The following is a 19136-nucleotide window of genomic DNA, read 5'->3' as shown; positions in this document are numbered from 1 at the left end:
ACGCTCAGTGCCGGACGGGCCAGGCGCCGTCGGCGACGAAGCTCTCGTCGCGGACGCGGCGCATGTACTCCTGGAACGACTCGGCCTGGGTGCGGCACCAGTCGATCTGCAGGGCGTGCAGCGCTTCGGCACCACCGCCGAGCTCCTCGGCGAAGGCGCGGCCGAGGGCCTGGGCGACGCGGCCCGCGGCGATCGCGTCGGCGCCGGCGTCGTGCGCCTCGGTCAGCGGGACACCGTAGTGCAGCGCGGCCTGGACGAGGGTGCGCTTGCCCTTGCGGTAGCGGTCGACCGCCTTGTCGATGACGAGCGGGTCGATCACGGGACTCGGGTCGATCAGCACCGGGACGCCCCAGCGGCGGGCCTCGAAGGCGAGCAGCGAGAGGTCGTAGGGGGCGTTGTAGATGACGACGGGGATGCCGCGGGCCAGGAGCGAGCGCAGCGCCTCCGACACCTCGGCGACGACCTCGCCGGCGGGGCGGCCGTGCTCGCGGGCGTGCTCGGTGCTGATGCCGTGCACCGCGCTCGCGCCGGCCGGGATCTCGACGCCGGGATCGGCGAGCCAGGTGGTGCCCTCGACCGGGGTGCCGTCGGCGTCGATCACGCCGACGTGCGCGGTGACGATGCGGCTGGTGCGGACGTCGATGCCGGTGGTCTCGAGGTCGAAGACGGCGAGACGGTCGTACCAGCGGGCGCCGTCGGAGCCGGCTGTCGCCTCCGACGAACCCGCCGACGCGCCGGAGGACCCGGACTCGTCGAGGAGGCTCTCGTCGAAGAGCGTCGGTGCCTGGTTCGTCTCGGTGGTGCTCACGCCGACAGCCTAGGCGGGGCCTCCGACATCGTCGGGAGGCCCCGCGGCTTGCTGCGCGGTCGAGCGGGCGAAGGCCGGGTCAGCGGGTGAGCCCGTCGCGGGCCTGGCCGGCCTTGGCGACGTGCAGCCAGAAGAAGCCCTGGGTGCCGAGCGTCATCGTCAGCGCGCCGTCCTCGGAGAAGCCGGGGAAGCGGCCGCCGCCGAAGAGGTCGGTGAGCGTCGAGCCGGGGTTCCCGGGGTCGGTGATCGTCACCGAGACCGGGTTGTGGTTGAAGCTGAAGACGCAGAGCACCTCCTCCGGCTGGTCGCCCATCGCAGTGCCCGAGCCGGCGTAGTCGCGGACGAAGGCGAGCACCGACTCGTGGTCGGTCTCGAGCACGCGCATGGAGCCGAGGCCGAAGGCCGGGTGGCCGCGGCGCACGTGCAGCACGTTCCGCATCCAGTGCAGCAGCGAGCGCGACTGGGCGAGCTGCGCCTCCACGTTGACCTGGTTGTAGTGGTAGACGAGCGACTGCACGATCGGCTGGACGAGCTTGCCCGGGTCGGCGGCCGAGAAGCCGGCGTTGCGGTCCGGGGTCCACTGCATCGGCGTGCGCGAGGCGTCGCGGTCGTTCAGCCAGATGTTGTCGCCCATGCCGATCTCGTCCCCGTAGTAGAGGAACGGGCTGCCGGCGAGCGAGAAGAGCAGGGCGTTGATCAGCTCGAGCTCGGCGCGCGAGTTGTCGAGCAGCGGCGCCAGCCGGCGGCGGATGCCGATGTTGGAGCGCATCCGCGGGTCGTAGGCGTACCAGCCGTACATCGCCTGGCGGTACTCCTCCGAGACCATCTCGAGGGTGAGCTCGTCGTGGTTGCGGAGGAAGACGCCCCAGGCGGCGCCGGAGGGGATGTCGAAGGTCTCGGAGAGCACTTTCTTCAGCTCGTTCGCGGTCTGCGCGCGGAGGGAGTAGAAGATGCGCGGCATGACCGGGAAGTCGAAGGCCATGTGGCACTCCGGCTCCTCCTCGGTGCCGAAGAACGCGGCGACCTCGCGCGGCCACTGGTTCGCCTCGGCGATCAGGATGCGGCCGGGGTAGTCGCGGTCGACCATCGTGCGCAGGTTCTTGATGAAGTCGTGCGTGGGCGGCTCGCCCTCGCCGTTGCCCTCGTCGGACTCGTAGAGGTAGGGGATCGCGTCGAGCCGGATGCCGTCGACGCCGAGGTCGAGCCAGAACTTGACGACGTCGTGGATCGCCTCGTGCACGGCCGGGTTCTCGAAGTTGAGGTCGGGCTGGTGCGAGAAGAAGCGGTGGAAGTAGAACTGGCGGCGCTCGGCGTCGAAGGCCCAGTTCGAGTCCTCGGTGTCGACGAAGATGATCCGGATGTCCGGGTACTTGTCGTCGGTGTCGTTCCAGACGTAGAAGTCGCCGTAGGGGCCCTCGGGGTCGGAGCGCGACTGCTGGAACCACTCGTGCTGGTCGCTGGTGTGGTTCAGCGGGAAGTCCATCACGATGCGCATGTTGCGCTCGTGGGCCTTGCGGACCAGCTCGCGGAAGTCCTCCATGGTGCCGAACTCGGGGAGGATCGCCTTGAAGTCGGAGACGTCGTAGCCGCCGTCGCGCAGAGGCGACATGTAGAAGGGCGGCAGCCAGAGCGCGTCGATGCCGAGCCACTGCAGGTAGTCGAGCTTGGACGCCAGGCCGTTGATGTCGCCGGCGCCGTCTCCGTTCGAGTCGTAGTACGACCGGATCATGACCTCGTAGAACACGGCCCTGCGGTACCACTGCGGATCGAGGGCGAGCCCGGGGAGTTGGATCGGGGACGTGAAGCTCACGGTGCTCCTTCTGCTGCTGCCTGAGCGGATGACCGGCGCCGCGCCGGGATCGGAGCGGAGGACGGGGGACGGGCGGTGCGTCGCGTGCGAACGCGCCTTCATGCTTGCGGCTCGGATCGAGGGCCCGCAAGGCGTTGCGGCGGGAAGTTCGACGGGCTTTCCCTACGATGGGGACCGTCATGACCATAGCCTCCCCCTACGCCGCCGACCTCGGGCGACTCGCCATCAGCGAGAGCGCCGTCGACGTCGCCGGGGCCACCACCGCCTACTGGAGCTACGGCGACCCCGACGCCGGGACCGTGCTGGTCCTGGTGCACGGATTCCGCGGCGAGCACCACGGGCTGGAGCCGGTGATCGCGCGGCTGCTGGCGGGCGGCGCGGACGCCCGCGTGATCGCGCCCGACCTGCCCGGCTTCGGCGCGTCACCGCCGATGACGGCGCACGCGCACGACGTCGAGGGCTACGCGGCCTGGCTCGGCGAGTTCCTGGACGCGCTCGGGCTGCGGGGGAGCGCGGTCGTGCTCGGGCACTCCTTCGGCTCGATCGTCTCCGCGGCGGCCGTCGCGGGCGGGCTGGAGACTCCGCTGCTCGTGCTCGTCAATCCGATCGCCGCGCCCGCCCTCGCCGGGCCCCGTGGCGTGCTGACCCGGCTCGCGGTGCTCTACTACCGCCTCGGCGCGGTGCTGCCCCGCCCGCTCGGGCTGCGCCTGCTCGGCGATCCGCTGATCGTGCGGGTGATGAGCCTCGCGATGGTGAAGACCAAGGACGGGCCGCTGCGCCGCTTCGTGCACGACCAGCACGACCGCTACTTCAGCGCCTTCGCCTCGCGCGACACGGTGCTGGAGGCGTTCCGCGCCTCGGTCTCGCACGACGTCAGCGAGTACGCCGCGCGGATCGCGGTGCCGACGCTGCTGATCGCCGCGGCGCAGGACGACATCACCCCGCTCGCCGCGCAGTACCGACTGCTCGAGGCGCTGCCCCACGGTCGCCTGCACGTGATCGACGGGGTCGGACACCTCATCCACTACGAGACGCCGGACGAGGCGGCCGCCGTCCTCCGCGCGGCCCTGGACGAGGGGATCGACCGATGAGGATCGTCGTCGACTGCCGGTACACCCGGCTCGAGCGCCACGACGGCATCAGCCGCTACACCGCGGAGATCGTGGCCGAGCTGGCGAAGCTGCACGACGTGACGATGCTGATCAGCGACCGCCGGCAGCGGACGATGCTGCCGGACCTGCCGTGGGAGAAGGTCACCTCGCCGACCGGGCCGTTCGAGCCGTTCGTGGCGCTGCTGGTCAACCGGCTGCGGCCCGACGTGGTGTTCTCGCCGATGCAGACGATGGGCTCGCTCGGCCGGCGCTACAAGCTCGTGCTGACGGTGCACGACCTGATCTACTACCGCCACCGCACGCCGCCGCGCGACCTGCCGCTCCCGGTGCGCGGGCTCTGGCGGCTCTACCACCTGGCGTGGTGGCCGCAGCGGCGCCTGCTGCAGCGCGCCGACGCGATCGTGACGGTGTCCGAGACGACCCGCGGGCTGCTGCGCACGCACCGGCTGACGACCCGGCCGGTCGTCGTGGTGCCGAACGCGGCGACGGCGCCGGACGAGGCGAGCGCGGCCCTCGCGGCGGCGCTGACCGACCGCTCCGACGCGCGCTCGCTCGTCTACATGGGCTCGTTCATGCCGTACAAGAACGTGGAGTCGCTGGCGCGGGCGATGCGGCTGCTGCCCGACTACGAGCTGCACCTGATGAGCCGGGCGAGCGACGAGACGGTGGAGACCCTCCGCTCGCTCGCGCCGACGGCGAAGCTGGTCTTCCACCAGGGGGCGGACGACGCCTCCTACCGCGAGGCGCTCGCGCGCGCCACGGCGCTGGTGACGGCGAGCCGGGACGAGGGCTTCGGCATCCCGCTGGTCGAGGCGATGGCGCTCGGCACGCCGGTCGTGGTGAGCGACATCCCGATCTTCCGCGAGATCGGCGGCGACGCGGCGGTCTACGTGGATCCCTCGAGCGCGAAGGGCATCGCCGAGGGCGTGCGCTCGCTCGAGGACCCGGAGCGCTGGCGGGAGCTGTCGGCGAAGGCGCGGAAGCGGGCGGCCGCGTACTCGTGGCGCGACTCCGCGCGGGTGCTGCTGGAGCTGCTGACGAGCGTCGGGCGCTGAGCGCCGCCGGGCCGGGCGCTGAACTGCGCCGGGCCGGGCGTCAGGCGGAGGCGCTCGGGCTGAGCACGTCGTCCAGGTCGGACTGCAGGTCGGCGTCGACGACGACCACGTCGCCGGAGTCGTCGACCGCGACGATCTGCAGGGCGCCGTCGACGATCGCGAAGTCGTGCCGCGAGCCGTTGCCGACCGTGGTGCCCTGGGCGGGCAGCTCGTCCTCGCTGAGGGCGCGGAGCAGGCTGCCGATGACGGCGCCGTGCGTCGCGACGATCACGCGCTGCTCCGGGAAGCGCTCGGCGATCTCGAGCAGCGCGGCGGTGGCGCGCTCGACGACCTGAGCGCGGGTCTCGCAGCCGGGGATGCGGGCGCCCTCGATGCCGCCGGGGAAGAGCTCGCGGAGCTCGTCGCCGGTCATGCCCTCCGCCTCGCCGTAGGCGCGCTCGGCGACGCCCTCGACGACCTCGGGCTCGGGCAGGCCGAGACCGCGGGCGATGATCGCCCCGGTCTCGTGCGCGCGCTGCAGCGGGCTGGCAACGACGACGTCCCAGTCGCGGTCGCGCAGCAGCCGGGCGGCGGCCCGGGCCTGGGAGCGGCCGGTGTCGTTGAGCGGGATGTCGCTCGCGCCCTGGATGCGGCGGGCGGCGTTCCAGTCGGTCTGGCCGTGCCGGACGAGGGTGAGCTGGGTCACGAGGGCCTCTCGGGTGGTGGGGGAGCGGTGGGTCAGCGCGACGGGAGGCGCTCGGCGAGGGCGCGGAGGACCTCGCTCGTGCCGCCGTCGATCTTGATGCCGGCCCGCGAGTCGCCCTTGGTGGTGCCGCGGTTGACGATGACGATCGGCATCTTCGCGCGCCGGGCGATCTCGAGGAAGCGGATGCCGGAGTTGACGACGAGGGACGAGCCGGCCACGAGCAGCGCGTCGGCGCCCGCGACGATGGCGCGCGCCTCCTCGAACCGCTCGGTCGGGATGAACTCGCCGAAGAAGACGATGTCGGGCTTGAGGATCCCGCCGCAGACCGTGCACTCGGGGACGGTCATCGCCGAGACGTCGTGCACCTCGGCGTCGCCGTCGGGGTTGAGCGAGGAGATGTCGGGGTCGTCGAGCCAGGGGTTGAGCGCCTCGATGCGCTCGGCGATCGCGTCGCGGGCGAAGTACTGGCCGCAGGTCATGCAGCGGACGCGGTCGGCGGAGCCGTGCAGATCGACGACGCGCTGCGATCCGGCCCGCACGTGCAGGCCGTCGACGTTCTGGGTGACGACACCGGTGAGCAGGCCGCGCTCCTCGAGCCGGGCGAGGGCGCGGTGGCCGTCGTTGGGCAGCGTGGCGGTGAAGCGGCGCCAGCCGAGCTGGCTGCCGGCCCAGTAGCGGCGGCGGTAGTCGGGGTCCGCGACGAACTGGGAGTAGGTCATCGGGCTGCGGACGGGGGCTCCCGCGCCGCGGTAGTCGGGGATGCCGGAGTCGGTGCTCACGCCCGCGCCGGTGACGGCGGCGATGCGGCGGCCGGCCAGGAGCTCGACGGTGCGGTCGAGGGCGGCGGAGCGCTGCGCGTCGGCCCGCTGCAGATCGGCCTCCGCGGCCTGCAGCCGTTCGGCCTGCTGGTCGGCTTTCCGCTCGTCGCTCTGCTCGTCCTCGGCCCTGCGGCCGTCGGCGATCGGTGTCGGACCCGACTCCATCCACGCCTCCCTCGGACACCCGCGCACGCGGGCACTCCATCGGCCAGTTTAGACCGCGCCGTGCCCTAGGGTTCCGGGATGCCGATCGTGCACATCGAGGACCTCGACCACCCGCTGCTGGCGGACTACCACCGCCTGACCGACGTGGCGCTGCGCCGGGTGCTCGAGCCGGAGGGCGGCCTCTACATCGCGGAGTCGTCGAAGGTGATCGTCCGCGCGCTCGACGCCGGGCACGTGCCGAAGTCGGTGCTGGTGCAGGAGAAGCGCCTCCCCGACGCGGCAGAGGTGCTCGAGCGCTTCCCGGACGTGCCGGTGTTCGTCGGGCCGGACGCGATGATCGAGGAGCTGACCGGCTTCCACCTGCACCGCGGGGCGCTCGCCTCGATGCGGCGGCCGGAGCTGCCGTCGATGGCGTCGCTGCTCGAGGACGCGCGGCTCGTCGTCATCCTCGAGGACCTCGTCGACCACACCAACGTCGGTGCCGTCTTCCGCGCGGCGGCGGGCATGGGCGCGGACGCGGTGCTGGTGAGCCCGCGCTGCGCGGACCCGCTCTACCGGCGGAGCGTGCGGGTGAGCATGGGGACGGTGCTGCAGGTGCCGTGGACGCGGATCCCGGAGTGGGGGCTGGCGCGGACCGAGCTGCTCGCCGCGGGGTTCTCGGTCGCCGCCCTGGCGCTCGCGCCCGACGCGGTGCCGCTGGACGAGTACGCGGCCGACCGGCCCGAGCGCGTGGCGATCGTGCTGGGTGCCGAGGGGGACGGGCTGAGCCGGGCGGCGCTCGACGCGGCCGACACCGTGGTGACCATCCCGATGCTGCACGGGGTGGATTCGCTGAACGTGGCCTCGGCGAGCGCCGTCGCACTGTGGGCGCTGACGCGGGGGCGCTGAGCCGAGAGCGGGCGTCCCGCGCAGCCTCCGCGGTGTCCGGCGGGGGTCCGCCTACGATGACCGGGTGACTTCTCCCACCGGCCCCGACCGCTCGCCGATCGACGTCGTGGGCAGCGTCACCCCGGAGGCGGCAGCAGTCGCTCCCCGGCGTCGGCGCCCGCGACCGCTCGCGGTGATCGGAGTCGTCCTCGCGGCGGCGGTCGTCAGCGCCGGCGGCGCGTACGCGGCGAACGCGGCCGGTGCCGAGCTGCCCGTCGCGACGGCCGTCGTTCAGGAGACGCCGCCGACGGTGATCGATGCGCCCGCGGTCGCGTGGCCGTTCTACGGCGCCGGGGCGATCTCGGCGGTGGGCGTGCAGGGGCCGGCGGACGGCGGGATGCTCTCGAGCTACGGCTCGACCGGGCAGCTGCCGATCGGCAGCATCGCGAAGGTGGTGACGGCGCTGGTCGTGCTGTCGGCGAAGCCGATCGCGGAGGGGACGGACGGCGAGACGATCGCGTTCACGAGCACGGACGTCGGCTACTACAACGACTCGGTCGCCGAGAACGGCTCGGTCGCTCCGGTGTCGGCGGGGCTGGAGCTCACGGAGCGCGAGGCGCTGACCGTGCTGATGCTGCCCTCCGCCAACAACTACGCGAAGTCGCTCGCCGTCTGGGCCTTCGGCTCGGAGGAGGGCTACCTCGCCGCCGCGCGCACCTGGCTGGACGAGCGCGGGCTCACCGGCACCGTGGTCGCGGACACCAGCGGGCTGTCGCCGGCGACCGTCAGCACGACCCTCGAGATGGTGGTGCTCGGCGAGCTGCTGATCGGCGACCCGGTGCTCGCGCCCATCGTCGCGATGCCCTCCGCGGTGATCCCCGGGGTGGGGACGGTCGAGAACACGAACAAGCTCCTCGGCCAGGCCGGGGTGGACGGGATCAAGACGGGGACGACCGACGAGGCCGGCGCGTGCCTGCTGTTCTCGCTCGACACCACGGTCGAGGGACGGCCGGTGACGCTCGTCGGCGTCGTGGTCGGTGCGCGGACGCATCCGCAGCTCGCGGCGGACGTCCTGACGCTGATCCCGACCGTCGAGGCGGGCTTCCGGACGGTGACGCTGACCGAGGAGGGGCAGGACTTCGGCAGCTACACCAGCGCCTGGGGCGAGTCGGCGGTGGCCGAGAGCAGCGAGGCGCAGTCGCTCCTGGTCTGGGGAGCGACCACGGTCACCACGAGCGTGTCGCTGGATCCGGTCGAGGTCGTCGCGGACGGGCAGGAGGTCGGGACCGTGAACGTGGACGTGAACGGGCAGGCGTATCCGGTGCCGCTCGTCGCGGACGGGACGATCGAGGATCCGGGGTTCGGCTGGCGCGTGACGAACCCGGGCGAGCCGTTCAGGTAGGCGGGTCTCGAGACGCCGCTTCCTTGCTGATCGAGTAGCCCTCGGAGAGGGCGTCTCGAGATCCGCCGTTCTCAGCAGGGTGGGTCTCGATACGCCGCTGCGCGGCTACTCGACCAGCATGAAGTGGCCGCTGCGCGGCCACTCGACCAGCAGGGGAGTACGCGTCTGAGACGCGTGCAGCTTTTTTGCTGATCGAGTAGCCCTCGGAGAGGGCGTATCGAGATCCGCCGTGTCCAGCAGGGTGGGTCTCGATACGCCGCTGCGCGGCTACTCGACCAGCATGCAGGTGCGCCGCTGCGCGGCTGCTCGACCGGCATGCATCTGATGCTGATCGAGTAGCCCTCGCAGAGGGCGTATCGAAATCGCTCAGTCGTCGTCGACGACGATGCGGACGCCGGCCGTCGCGATGTCGGCGGCGACCTCCTCCGGGGTCGCGTTGCCGGGGACGGGGGTGCCGGGGATCGACTCGGGCGGGCGCTGCAGGTAGGGACCGGCGTCCGGCCGCTTGGCGGTGATGAAGTCGCCGGAGGACTGGTGGCGCACCCGGCGCAGCACCCACGGGACGAGGTACTCGCGGGCCCACTTCGCGTCCTCGCGGCGGGCGGCCCGCCAGGTCGGCGTCGGCACGGGTTCCGGAGCGAACGGGCGGAGGGTGTTCTCGACGTTGAGGGCCTTCAGCACCATCCGCGCCACCTCGTGGTGGCCGTGCGGGTTGAGGTGCAGGCGATCCGGCGCCCACATCCGCACGTCCTGGATCTCCTGCAGCGACCACTGGTCGGCGACGATGCAGTCGTAGCGCTCGGCGAGCGCGCGGAGGTTCTCGTTGAAGATGGCCACCTTGCCGCGGATCCGCGCGAAGACGGGGGAGAAGCTGACGTCGACACCGGTGAAGAGCACCACCGTCGCGCCGTCGGAGCGCAGCCGCGCCAGTCCCTCCTCGAAGCGGCGGGCGATGTCGTCCGGGTCGGTGCCGGGACGGATCACGTCGTTGCCGCCCGCGGAGATGGTGATCAGGTCCGGGCGCAGCGCGAGAGCCGGCTCGATCTGCTCGTCGACGATCTGCTGCAGCAGCCGCCCGCGCACGGCCAGGTTCGCGTAGGCGAAGTCGTCGTTCTGACTGCCGAGCACCTCCGCGACGCGGTCGGCCCAGCCGCGGTGACCGCCGGGGCTGGAGGGCTCGGGATCGCCGATCCCCTCGGTGAAGGAGTCGCCCAGGGCGACGTAGCGGGACCACGGATGACGCTGCTCGACCATCCCTCCATTCTGCGCTCCGAGCGGGCGGAGGGGGTCCGTCGCCCGGACGATCCCGACACGCCGGGCCCTGCCCCGCGGGTGCGCGGACCGGCGCCCGGCGTCGGAGGTGTCGGCTAGCCTCGGTCCACGTGAACAGTCCCTCGAACTTCGGTCATCAGGTCGGCACCTCCGCCGCGGAGCACCTGTCCCCGTCGTTCCCCGGCAGGGCGCCGTGGGGCACCGCGAACAAGCTGCGGGCCTGGCAGGCGGAGGCCCTCGAGGCCTACTTCCAGCACGAGCCGCGCGACTTCCTCGCGGCCGCGACGCCCGGCGCCGGCAAGACGACGTTCGCCCTCCGCCTGGCCGCCGAGCTGCTGCACAACCGCACCGTCGACCGCATCACCGTCGTCGCCCCGACCGAGCACCTCAAGCGCCAGTGGGCCGAGGCGGCGCACCGAGTCGGCATCCGGCTCGACCCCACCTTCACCAACCGGATGGGCCGGCACGCCAAGCACTACCACGGCGTCGCCGTCACCTATGCGCAGGTCGCCGTGCGGCCCGAGCTGCACCGCGAGCTGACCCTCTCCGGCCGCTCGCTGGTCATCCTGGACGAGGTGCACCACGGCGGCGACGCGCTGAGCTGGGGCGACGCGATCCGGGAGGCCTTCGAGCCGGCCGCCCGCCGGCTCTCGCTCACCGGGACCCCGTTCCGCTCCGACACCGCGCCGATCCCGTTCGTCAGCTACTTGCCCGATCAGGAGGGCATCCGCACCTCGCTGACCGACTACGCCTACGGCTACGGCCGCGCGCTCGCCGACGGCGTCGTCCGGCCGGTGCTCTTCATGGTCTACGCGGGCCAGATGCGCTGGAAGTCGAAGGCCGGCGACGAGATGGAGGCGCGGCTCGGCGAGGGCAACACCAAGGACATCACCTCGCAGGCCTGGCGCACGGCGCTCGACCCCAAGGGGGAGTGGATCCCGTCTGTCCTTCGCGCGGCGAACACCCGGCTGACCGAGGTGCGCCGCGGGATCCCCGACGCGGGCGGCCTCGTCATCGCGACCGACCACTACGCGGCCCGCGCCTACGCGGCGATGCTCCGCGAGATCAGCGGCGAGCCGGTCACCGTCGTCCTCTCCGATGAGAAGGAGGCGAGCGACCGGATCGAGGAGTTCTCCAAGGGCGACAGCCGGTGGATGGTCGCCGTGCGGATGGTGTCGGAGGGCGTGGACGTGCCGCGCCTAGCCGTGGGCGTCTACGCCACCTCCGCCTCCACTCCGCTCTTCTTCGCGCAGGCGATCGGGCGCTTCGTCCGGGCCCGGCGCCGCGGCGAGACCGCCTCGATCTTCCTTCCCAACGTGCCGGGGCTGCTCGCGCTCGCGGGCTCGATGGAGCAGCAGCGCGACCACGCCCTCGACCGCCGCGTCTCGGACGACGAGGAGTACCCCGAGGCCGACCTGATGGCCGACGCGGAGCGCGAGGCCAAGGCGTCCTCCGACCTGCTCGAGGAGGGCCGCTTCGAGTCGCTCGGCTCGGCCGCCACCTTCGACCGCGTGATGTACGAGGGCGCGGAGTTCGGGATGGAGGTGGAGGTCGAGAGCGAGGAGGAGCTCGACTTCATCGGCCTGCCCGGACTGCTCGAGCCCGAGCAGGTGCGCGAGCTGCTGCAGCACCGCCAGCAGCGGCAGGCGAAGCGCGCGGGCGGGCGGGCTGGCGCCCACGGTGCGCAGGCTCCGGTGGAGGCGAAGGAGAGCGAGATCCCCGCGCCGCTCTACCGCACGCTCAAGGAGCAGCGCAGCCTGCTGAACTCGCTGGTCGGGCTCTGGGCCCGCAACACGGGGGAGACCCACGGCCAGGTGCACACCGAGCTGCGCCGGCTCTGCGGCGGGCCCGCGGTCGCCCAGGCGAGCGTGACGCAGCTGCAGGCGCGGATCGACCTGCTGCGGAAGCGGATCGGCTCGCACTGAGCCGCGAGAACGGCGGATCTCTACTGGATGCGAGGCGACGGGTCCAGCCCTCGCCGCGGATCGGCGGGGTCCGTACTGTCTGAGCGTGGCCTCCCCGGAAGCGCGGGAGGAGCCTCTCGCTAAGCTGGGCAGTCGGTCCGTCGCGAAGGTGACGGACCATCACCCCCGACGTCGGGCATCCGCAGACCGCCCGTCGGCCTCCCCCGGATCGCCCGAGACCAGAACTCAGAGGAGTCTCGTGGAGACCTGGCCCGGAACCGCCTACCCCTTGGGCGCCACCTTCGATGGAAGCGGCACGAACTTCGCCCTCTTCAGCGAGGCCGCCGAGCGCGTCGAGCTGTGCCTCTTCGAGGAGGACGGCACCGAGACGCGCGTCGAGGTGCTCGAGTCGGACGCCTACGTCTGGCACTGCTACCTCCCGCAGGTCCAGCCCGGCCAGCGCTACGGCTACCGCGTCCACGGCGCGTACGACCCGGACGGCGGACACCGCTGCAACCCGAACAAGCTGCTGCTGGACCCTTACGCGAAGGCCGTCTCGGGCGAGATCGACTGGGACCAGTCGCTCTTCTCGTACACCTTCGGCGACCCGGACTCGACCAACGACGAGGACTCGGCGCCGCACATGATGATGGGCGTCGTCATCAACCCGTTCTTCGACTGGGCCGGCGACCGCCGTCCGCGCACCTCCTACGACAGCACCGTGATCTACGAGGCGCACGTGAAGGGGCTCACCAAGAGCCACCCCGACGTGCCGGAGGAGCTGCGCGGCACCTACGCCGGCGTCGCCCACCCCGCCGTGATCGCGCACCTCAAGCACCTCGGCATCACCGCGCTCGAGCTGATGCCGGTGCACCAGTTCGTCAACGACTCGACGCTGATCGAGAAGGGCCTCTCGAACTACTGGGGCTACAACACGATCGGCTTCTTCGCGCCGCAGAACACCTACACCGCCACCGGCGACCTGGGCCAGCAGGTCCAGGAGTTCAAGAGCATGGTGAAGGCGCTGCACGCGGCCGGCATCGAGGTCATCCTCGACGTGGTCTACAACCACACCGCGGAGGGCAACCACCTCGGCCCGACGCTGTCGTTCCGCGGCATCGACAACGAGGCGTACTACCGCCTGGTCGACGACGACAAGCGCTACTACATGGACTACACCGGCACCGGCAACACCCTCAACGTGCGCCACCCGCACTCGCTGCAGCTGATCATGGACTCGCTGCGCTACTGGGTGACCGAGATGCGCGTCGACGGCTTCCGCTTCGACCTCGCCTCGGCACTGGCTCGCGAGTTCTACGACGTCGACCGGCTCTCCACCTTCTTCGAGCTCGTCCAGCAGGACCCGGTGGTCTCGCAGGTCAAGCTGATCGCCGAGCCGTGGGACGTCGGCCCCGGCGGCTACCAGGTCGGCAACTTCCCGCCGCAGTGGACGGAGTGGAACGGCAAGTACCGCGACACCGTCCGCGACTTCTGGCGCGGCGAGCCCTCGACGCTGGGCGAGTTCGCCTCGCGGCTCACCGGCTCGGCCGACCTCTACGCGCGCTCCGGCCGCTACCCGGTCGCCTCGATCAACTTCGTCACCGCGCACGACGGCTTCACCCTCCGCGACCTCGTCTCCTACAACGAGAAGCACAACGACGCCAACGGCGAGGACGGCAACGACGGCGAGTCGCACAACCGCTCCTGGAACCACGGCGCCGAGGGCCCGACCGACGACCCGAAGGTCCTCGGCCTCCGCGCCCGCCAGCAGCGCAACTTCCTCGCGACGATGCTGATCTCGCAGGGCGTGCCGATGATCCTGCACGGCGACGAGCTCGGCCGCACGCAGAACGGCAACAACAACACCTACGCGCAGGACAGCGAGCTGACCTGGATCGACTGGGAGAAGGCGGACAAGCCCCTGGTGGAGTTCACCGCGGCGCTGATCCGCCTCCGCGCCGAGCACCCGACCTTCCGTCGCGGCCGCTTCTTCGACGGGCGCCCCGTCCTGCGCGGCACCGGCGAGCCGCTGCCGGACATCGTCTGGTTCAAGGCCGACGGCACCGAGATGACGCCGTCGGACTGGGACTCGGGCCTGGACCGCTCGGTCGGCATCTACCTCAACGGCAACGGGATCCGCGAGCGCGACGAGCGCGGCCAGCCGGTCGTCGACGACAGCTTCCTGCTCTACTTCAACGCCGACGACGTGGACGTGGAGTTCACGATCCCGGCCGACGAGTACGCAGTGGAGTGGGCCGTCCTGGTCGACACCGCCGGAGCGGAGGCCGACTCGGTCCCGCGGCCTGCCGGCGCGATCCTCACCGTGCAGGCGAAGTCGCTCGTGATCCTCCAGGAGCACAGCGCGCCCGAGCCCGAGGTCGACCACTCGGTCGCCGCCTCGCTGGCCTCGCTCGCCGCCACCTCGGCCATCCCGATCATCACCACCACGGGCCACACCAGCCCCCACGAGGAGTCGACCGACTCCGCGACCGCCCCCTCGACAGGAGCCTGACGTTGCGACTGCCCGCCTCCACCTACCGACTCCAGATCCGCTCCGGCTTCGATCTCGACGAGGCCGCGACGGTGGCCGACTACGTGCGCTCCCTCGGCGCCGACTGGCTGTACTTCTCGCCGCTGCTGACCGCCGAGCCCGGCTCGGACCACGGCTACGACGTCGTCGACCACTCGAAGGTCGACCCGGCCCGCGGCGGCGGCGAGGGCCTCGCCCACGCCTCCGCGGCGGCGAGGAAGGAGGGCCTCGGCGTCCTCATCGACATCGTGCCGAACCACATGGGCGTCGCGACGCCGGTGGAGAACGCCTGGTGGTGGGACCTGCTCAAGCACGGGCGGGACTCCCGCTACGCCGAGGCGTTCGACATCGACTGGGCGGCGGGTGACGGCAAGCTGCGCGTGCCGATCCTCGGTGACGGAGCCTCCGAAGGCGACAGCGACAGCGAGCTGGACGCGCTCGAAGTCGTCGGCGACGAGCTGCACTACTACGAGAACCGCCTGCCGATCGCGCCCGGCACCGCCGAGCCCGGCGACTCCGGCCGCATTGTGCACGCCCGGCAGAGCTACGAGCTGGTCAACTGGCGCCGCGCCGACGCCGAGCTGAACTACCGCCGCTTCTTCGCGGTCAACACCCTCGCCGCGATCACGGTCGAGCGGCCCGAGGTCTTCGAGGCCTCGCACCGCGAGATCGTCCGCTGGTTCACCGAGGGCCTGGCCGACGGCCTGCGCGTCGACCACCCGGACGGCCTGGCCGACCCGGGCGGCTACCTGGACGACCTCGCCCGCGCCATCGGCGGCGCGCCGGTCTGGGTCGAGAAGATCCTTGAGGGCGACGAGCAGCTGCCCGCGCACTGGGCGACCGTGGGCACCACCGGCTACGACGCGCTCGCCGACATCGACCGCATCCTCGTCGACCCCGACGCCCGTCCGGTGCTCGAGGGCCTGGACGCGGAGCTGGGCGACGGCGGCGAGCCGGTGGACTGGGCCGACCTGATCCACGACACCAAGCGCGGCATCGCCGACGGCATCCTCCGCTCCGAGGTGCTCCGCCTGGCCCGGCTCATCCCGCAGGTCGACGGCGCGGACGACGCGATCGCCGAGCTGCTCGCGACCTTCCCGGTCTACCGCAGCTACCTGCCCTACGGCGCCGAGCACCTCGAGCACGCTCGGCTCGACGCGCGGCACCGCCGCCCCGAGATCGCCGCGACGATCGACGAGGTCGCCGCGCTGCTCGAGGAGACCGGCACCCCCGTGTCGGTCCGCTTCCAGCAGACCTCCGGCATGGTGATGGCGAAGGGTGTCGAGGACACGGCGTTCTACCGCTACAGCCGCCTCACCTCGCTCAACGAGGTCGGCGCCGACCCGGACGAGTTCGCGATCGACCTGGAGGAGTTCCACCGCCGCCAGGGCGTCCGCCAGGCGTCCTTCCCGGCCTCGCTCACCACGCTGTCGACGCACGACACCAAGCGCGGTGAGGACACCCGCGCGCGCATCACCGCCCTCGCGGAGGACGCCGAGGCCTGGGCCGAGACGCTCCGATCGCTGCACGAGCACGCCGGCTTCGGCGACGGACCGGTCGAGCACCTGCTCTGGGAGGCGATCGTCGGCACCTGGCCCGCGTCCCGCGAGCGCCTGCACGCCTACGCCGAGAAGGCGTCGCGCGAGGCCGGCAGCTCGACGATGTGGACCGCACCGGACGAGGCGTTCGAGAAGCGGATGCACGCGGCGGTCGACGCCGCCTTCGACGACGCGGCCGTGCGCCGCCTGATCGAGGACACCGTGGCGCGCGTCTCGGCCGACGGCTGGTCGAACAGCCTCTCGGCGAAGCTCGTGCAGCTGACGGCGCCGGGCATCCCGGACGTCTACCAGGGCAGCGAGCTGTGGGAGACGTCGCTCGTCGACCCCGACAACCGCCGCCCGGTCGACTTCGCCGAGCGCCGGGCGCTGCTCGAGCGGATCGACGGCGGCTGGCTGCCGGAGATCGACGCGGAGGGCGCGGCCAAGCTGCTCGTCACCTCGCGGGCCCTGCGCCTGCGCCGCGACCGGCCGGAGCTGTTCACGCGCTACGCCGCCGTCCCCGCCATCGGGCCGGCCGCCGAGCACGCGATCGCCTTCGACCGCGGCGGTGCGCTGACGGTCGCCACCCGCCTGCCCGCGCGGCTCGCGGCCGAGGGCGGCTGGGGCGAGACCCTGATCGTCCTGCCCGGGCACCCGGTCGTGAACGTCCTCACCGGTCGCACCTTCGCCGGCGGGCCGACCGCCGTGTCGGAGATCCTCGGCGGCGGCTACCCGGTCGCCCTGCTCGCGCCGGTCGCCTGACCCGGCGAGTCCCTTCCTGCCGACCCCGTTCGAACGACCCTGGAGAACCCCGTGATCAGCACGACGCCCTACCGCTACGCCCTGCCCGTCTCCGGACCCGAGCGCTTCGACGTGTGGGCGCCCGAGGCGTCCTCCGTCGAGCTCGCCCTGGGTGCGGGCGGGACGGTCGCGATGGCCCGCTTCGGCGACGAGGGCTGGTGGCGGGTCTCCGGGTCGGTCGCCGCGACCGGCGAGGTCGACTACGGCTACCTGGTGGACGGCAAGGGGCCGTTCCCGGACCCGCGCTCGCGCCGCCAGCCCGGCGGAGTCCACGAGCTGTCCCGCAGCTACGACCCGAGCGCGTTCGAGTGGGCCGACCAGGCCTGGACGGGCCGCCAGCTGGCGGGGGCCGTCATCTACGAGCTGCACATCGGCACCTTCACCCCCGAGGGCACGCTCGACTCGGCCGCCGGCCGGCTGGAGCACCTGCGCTCGATCGGCGTCGACTTCATCGAGATCCTCCCGGTCAACGCGGTGAACGGCACGCACAACTGGGGCTACGACGGCGTCCTCTGGTACGCCGTCTCGGAGGCCTACGGCGGACCGGAGGCGTACCAGCGCTTCGTCGATGCGGCGCACCGCGCGGGACTGGGCATCGTGCAGGACGTGGTCTACAACCACCTCGGCCCGAGCGGCAACTACCTGCCCGAGTTCGGCCCGTACCTCAAGAACGAGAAGGCCAACACCTGGGGCAGCTCGATCAACCTCGACGGGGAGGGCTCGGACGTCGTCCGCGGCTACATCCTCGACAACGCGCTGATGTGGCTGCGCGACTACCACGTCGACGCCCTGCGCCTCGACGCGGTGCACGCGCTCTCGGACGAGCGCGCCGTGCACGTGCTCGAGGAGATGGCCGCGGAGGTCGCGGTGCTCTCGGCCGACGTCGGGCGCCCGCTGACCCTGATCGCGGAGTCCGACCTCAACGACCCGACGCTGATCACCCCGCGCGAGGCGGGCGGCTACGGGCTCGACGCGCAGTGGAGCGACGACTTCCACCACGCCGTGCACGTCGCCCTCACCGGCGAGACGACCGGCTACTACGAGGACTTCGCGCCGCTCGGCGCGCTCGGCAAGGTCCTCACCCGCGGCTTCTTCCACGACGGCACCCTCTCCACGTTCCGCGGCCGGCACCACGGACGCCCGATCGACACCGAGCGGATGCCGACCTGGCGCCTCGTGGTCTGCAGCCAGAACCACGACCAGATCGGCAACCGGGCGATCGGCGACCGGCTGACCGCGACCCTCGACGAGGGCCGGCTGGCGATCGCCGCCGCGCTGACGCTGCTCGGCCCGTTCACACCGATGCTCTTCATGGGCGAGGAGTGGGCGGCGTCCACCCCGTGGCAGTTCTTCACCTCGCACCCGGAGAAGGATCTGGGTGAGGCGACGGCGAAGGGCCGCATCGAGGAGTTCGCGAAGATGGGCTGGGACCCGGAGGTCGTGCCCGACCCGCAGGACCCCGAGACCTTCGAGCGCTCCAAGCTCGACTGGTCCGAGGCGGAGGAGGGCCGCGGCGCGCGGATCCTCACCGTCTACCGCGAGCTGGCGGCGCTGCGCCGCCGCTTCCCCGAGCTGACCGACCCGCGCTTCGGCTCGGTGCGTGTCGAGCTCGACGAGGACGAGCGCTGGCTCACCCTGGGCCGTGGCCGGGTGACGATCGCGATCAACGTCGGCGAGTCGTCGGCGCGGGTCCCGCTGCCCGAGGTGGCGGAGTCGCTCCTCGCCGTGGGCGAGTACGCGGTCCAGCCCGGCGACACCGAGGTCGACCTCGGCGCGTCCTCGCTGCTGATCACGCTCAGCGACGCCGAGTAGTCGTCCGCCGCGCGCCGGTCCGAGTCGACTCGGACCGGCGCGCGTGTCGTTCCTCTCACCCGTCGCGCCCGAGCCCGTGCTCACCTCCGCCCGCCGGAGACCTGTCAGCGGGTCGGCACGGAGTGCTCGGCGTCGGCGATGATCCGCACGCCGTCGTCGTGCACAAGCAGCAGGGCACGCAGCGGCATGGCCCGCCGGTGGCAGGCGGCGCTCAGCTGGCGGGCGAGCACCCGGTCGGTCTCGCCGAGGAACGCCCGGCCCGGGCGCTCGAGTGCGAACGCGAGCGAGCCCACGTCGTGATGTGCGACCGCTTTCGCGAGGGTCGCGACGATGCGCTCGGTCTTCTCCTCGTCGGGGTGGACGGGCAGGCCGTCCACCGGGTAGAGGATCGGCAGCTGGTAGCCGGCCCGGTCGAGCAGGATCGGCCAGAGCGCACGCCGGTAGGCGGGACCGATGAGGGACGAGACGCGCTCGCGCAGGTCCCGGTCGTCGCGCAGCGGCACGTCGAGCGCCGAGGGGTGGAGGGCGTGGTCCGTGTTCGTCATGGTGTCGCTTTC

14 protein-coding genes are annotated in these 19136 nt (G+C 72.2%); 8 read left to right on the top strand and 6 right to left on the bottom strand.

Translation table 11 applies throughout. The features are described from left to right. Positions 1-4: 4 nt before the first annotated feature. Both EDF17_RS11560 and treS read right to left on the bottom strand, forming a co-directional pair. The gene (locus EDF17_RS11560) at positions 5-808 is read right to left on the bottom strand and encodes a 3'-5' exonuclease (protein ID WP_123446299.1); all 804 of its coding nucleotides are present in this window, start codon (positions 806-808) and stop codon (positions 5-7) included. Between the two features lie 79 nt (positions 809-887). After that, positions 888-2618 carry a maltose alpha-D-glucosyltransferase gene (gene treS / locus EDF17_RS11555; protein WP_123446300.1) on the bottom strand — a complete coding sequence of 577 codons (1731 nt, stop codon included), beginning with the start codon at positions 2616-2618 and terminating at the stop codon, positions 888-890. A gap of 179 nt (positions 2619-2797) precedes the next feature. Here treS and EDF17_RS11550 point away from each other — a divergent pair, with 179 nt between their 5' ends. Both EDF17_RS11550 and EDF17_RS11545 read left to right on the top strand, forming a co-directional pair. Beyond that, the gene (locus EDF17_RS11550) at positions 2798-3709 is read left to right on the top strand and encodes an alpha/beta hydrolase (RefSeq protein ID WP_123446301.1); all 912 of its coding nucleotides are present in this window, start codon (positions 2798-2800) and stop codon (positions 3707-3709) included. After that, positions 3706-4785: a glycosyltransferase family 1 protein gene (locus tag EDF17_RS11545; RefSeq protein ID WP_123446302.1), complete on the top strand. Its 1080-nt coding sequence runs from the start codon at positions 3706-3708 to the stop codon at positions 4783-4785. Before EDF17_RS11550 ends, EDF17_RS11545 begins: the two co-directional genes overlap by 4 nt. 40 nt (positions 4786-4825) lie before the next feature. Here the strand turns inward: EDF17_RS11545 and EDF17_RS11540 are convergent, their stop codons facing one another. Together EDF17_RS11540 and EDF17_RS11535 are read right to left on the bottom strand one after the other, a co-directional pair. Further along, entirely contained in the window at positions 4826-5470 is a 645-nt protein-coding gene (locus EDF17_RS11540; protein WP_159422587.1) for a histidine phosphatase family protein, read from the bottom strand. Between the two features lie 32 nt (positions 5471-5502). Then, the gene (locus EDF17_RS11535) at positions 5503-6453 is read right to left on the bottom strand and encodes a Sir2 family NAD-dependent protein deacetylase (protein ID WP_123446304.1); all 951 of its coding nucleotides are present in this window, start codon (positions 6451-6453) and stop codon (positions 5503-5505) included. A 78-nt stretch (positions 6454-6531) separates the two neighbouring features. On the opposite strand from EDF17_RS11535, the gene EDF17_RS11530 reads away from it, so the two are divergent. Both EDF17_RS11530 and EDF17_RS11525 read left to right on the top strand, forming a co-directional pair. Further along, positions 6532-7341 carry an RNA methyltransferase gene (locus tag EDF17_RS11530; RefSeq protein WP_123446305.1) on the top strand — a complete coding sequence of 270 codons (810 nt, stop codon included), beginning with the start codon at positions 6532-6534 and terminating at the stop codon, positions 7339-7341. Positions 7342-7405: 64 nt separating this feature from the next. Continuing rightward, positions 7406-8722 carry a D-alanyl-D-alanine carboxypeptidase gene (locus EDF17_RS11525; RefSeq protein ID WP_123446306.1) on the top strand — a complete coding sequence of 439 codons (1317 nt, stop codon included), beginning with the start codon at positions 7406-7408 and terminating at the stop codon, positions 8720-8722. Positions 8723-9088: 366 nt separating this feature from the next. On the opposite strand, the gene EDF17_RS11520 is transcribed toward EDF17_RS11525, so the two are convergent. Beyond that, positions 9089-9976: an SGNH/GDSL hydrolase family protein gene (locus EDF17_RS11520; RefSeq protein ID WP_123446307.1), complete on the bottom strand. Its 888-nt coding sequence runs from the start codon at positions 9974-9976 to the stop codon at positions 9089-9091. A gap of 128 nt (positions 9977-10104) precedes the next feature. Here EDF17_RS11520 and EDF17_RS11515 point away from each other — a divergent pair, with 128 nt between their 5' ends. The 4 genes from EDF17_RS11515 to treZ all read left to right on the top strand — a co-directional run bounded on the left by EDF17_RS11515 (position 10105) and on the right by treZ (position 18579). Further along, complete coding sequence (locus EDF17_RS11515; protein WP_123446308.1) at positions 10105-11919, top strand: DEAD/DEAH box helicase; 1815 nt, start codon at positions 10105-10107, stop codon at positions 11917-11919. A gap of 238 nt (positions 11920-12157) precedes the next feature. Then, positions 12158-14410, top strand: a complete 2253-nt coding sequence (glgX, locus tag EDF17_RS11510) for a glycogen debranching protein GlgX (protein ID WP_123446309.1) — start codon at positions 12158-12160, stop codon at positions 14408-14410. A 2-nt stretch (positions 14411-14412) separates the two neighbouring features. Continuing rightward, entirely contained in the window at positions 14413-16728 is a 2316-nt protein-coding gene (gene treY, locus EDF17_RS11505; RefSeq protein WP_123446310.1) for a malto-oligosyltrehalose synthase, read from the top strand. A gap of 51 nt (positions 16729-16779) precedes the next feature. Further along, the gene (treZ, locus tag EDF17_RS11500) at positions 16780-18579 is read left to right on the top strand and encodes a malto-oligosyltrehalose trehalohydrolase (protein ID WP_243732872.1); all 1800 of its coding nucleotides are present in this window, start codon (positions 16780-16782) and stop codon (positions 18577-18579) included. Between the two features lie 104 nt (positions 18580-18683). On the opposite strand, the gene EDF17_RS11495 is transcribed toward treZ, so the two are convergent. Then, positions 18684-19124: a hypothetical protein gene (locus EDF17_RS11495; protein ID WP_123446311.1), complete on the bottom strand. Its 441-nt coding sequence runs from the start codon at positions 19122-19124 to the stop codon at positions 18684-18686. Positions 19125-19136: the final 12 nt, after the last annotated feature.

Origin of the sequence: Rathayibacter sp. PhB1, from assembly GCF_004362935.1 — a bacterium.
In the GTDB taxonomy this organism is placed as follows: Bacteria; Actinomycetota; Actinomycetes; order Actinomycetales; family Microbacteriaceae; genus Rathayibacter; species Rathayibacter festucae.
Note: the sequence above shows the minus strand (reverse complement) of the source record. Positions and strands in the feature narration are given on the sequence as shown.

Excerpts from the sequence above, each read along its gene's own strand:
- EDF17_RS11550 (WP_123446301.1), top strand. The coding sequence starts at position 2,798 with ATGACCATAGCCTCCCCCTACGCCGCCGACCTCGGGCGACTCGCCATC.
- EDF17_RS11545 (WP_123446302.1), top strand. The coding sequence starts at position 3,706 with ATGAGGATCGTCGTCGACTGCCGGTACACCCGGCTCGAGCGCCACGAC.
- EDF17_RS11535 (WP_123446304.1), bottom strand. The coding sequence starts at position 6,453 with ATGGAGTCGGGTCCGACACCGATCGCCGACGGCCGCAGGGCCGAGGAC.
- EDF17_RS11530 (WP_123446305.1), top strand. The coding sequence starts at position 6,532 with ATGCCGATCGTGCACATCGAGGACCTCGACCACCCGCTGCTGGCGGAC.
- EDF17_RS11520 (WP_123446307.1), bottom strand. The coding sequence starts at position 9,976 with ATGGTCGAGCAGCGTCATCCGTGGTCCCGCTACGTCGCCCTGGGCGAC.
- EDF17_RS11495 (WP_123446311.1), bottom strand. The coding sequence starts at position 19,124 with ATGACGAACACGGACCACGCCCTCCACCCCTCGGCGCTCGACGTGCCG.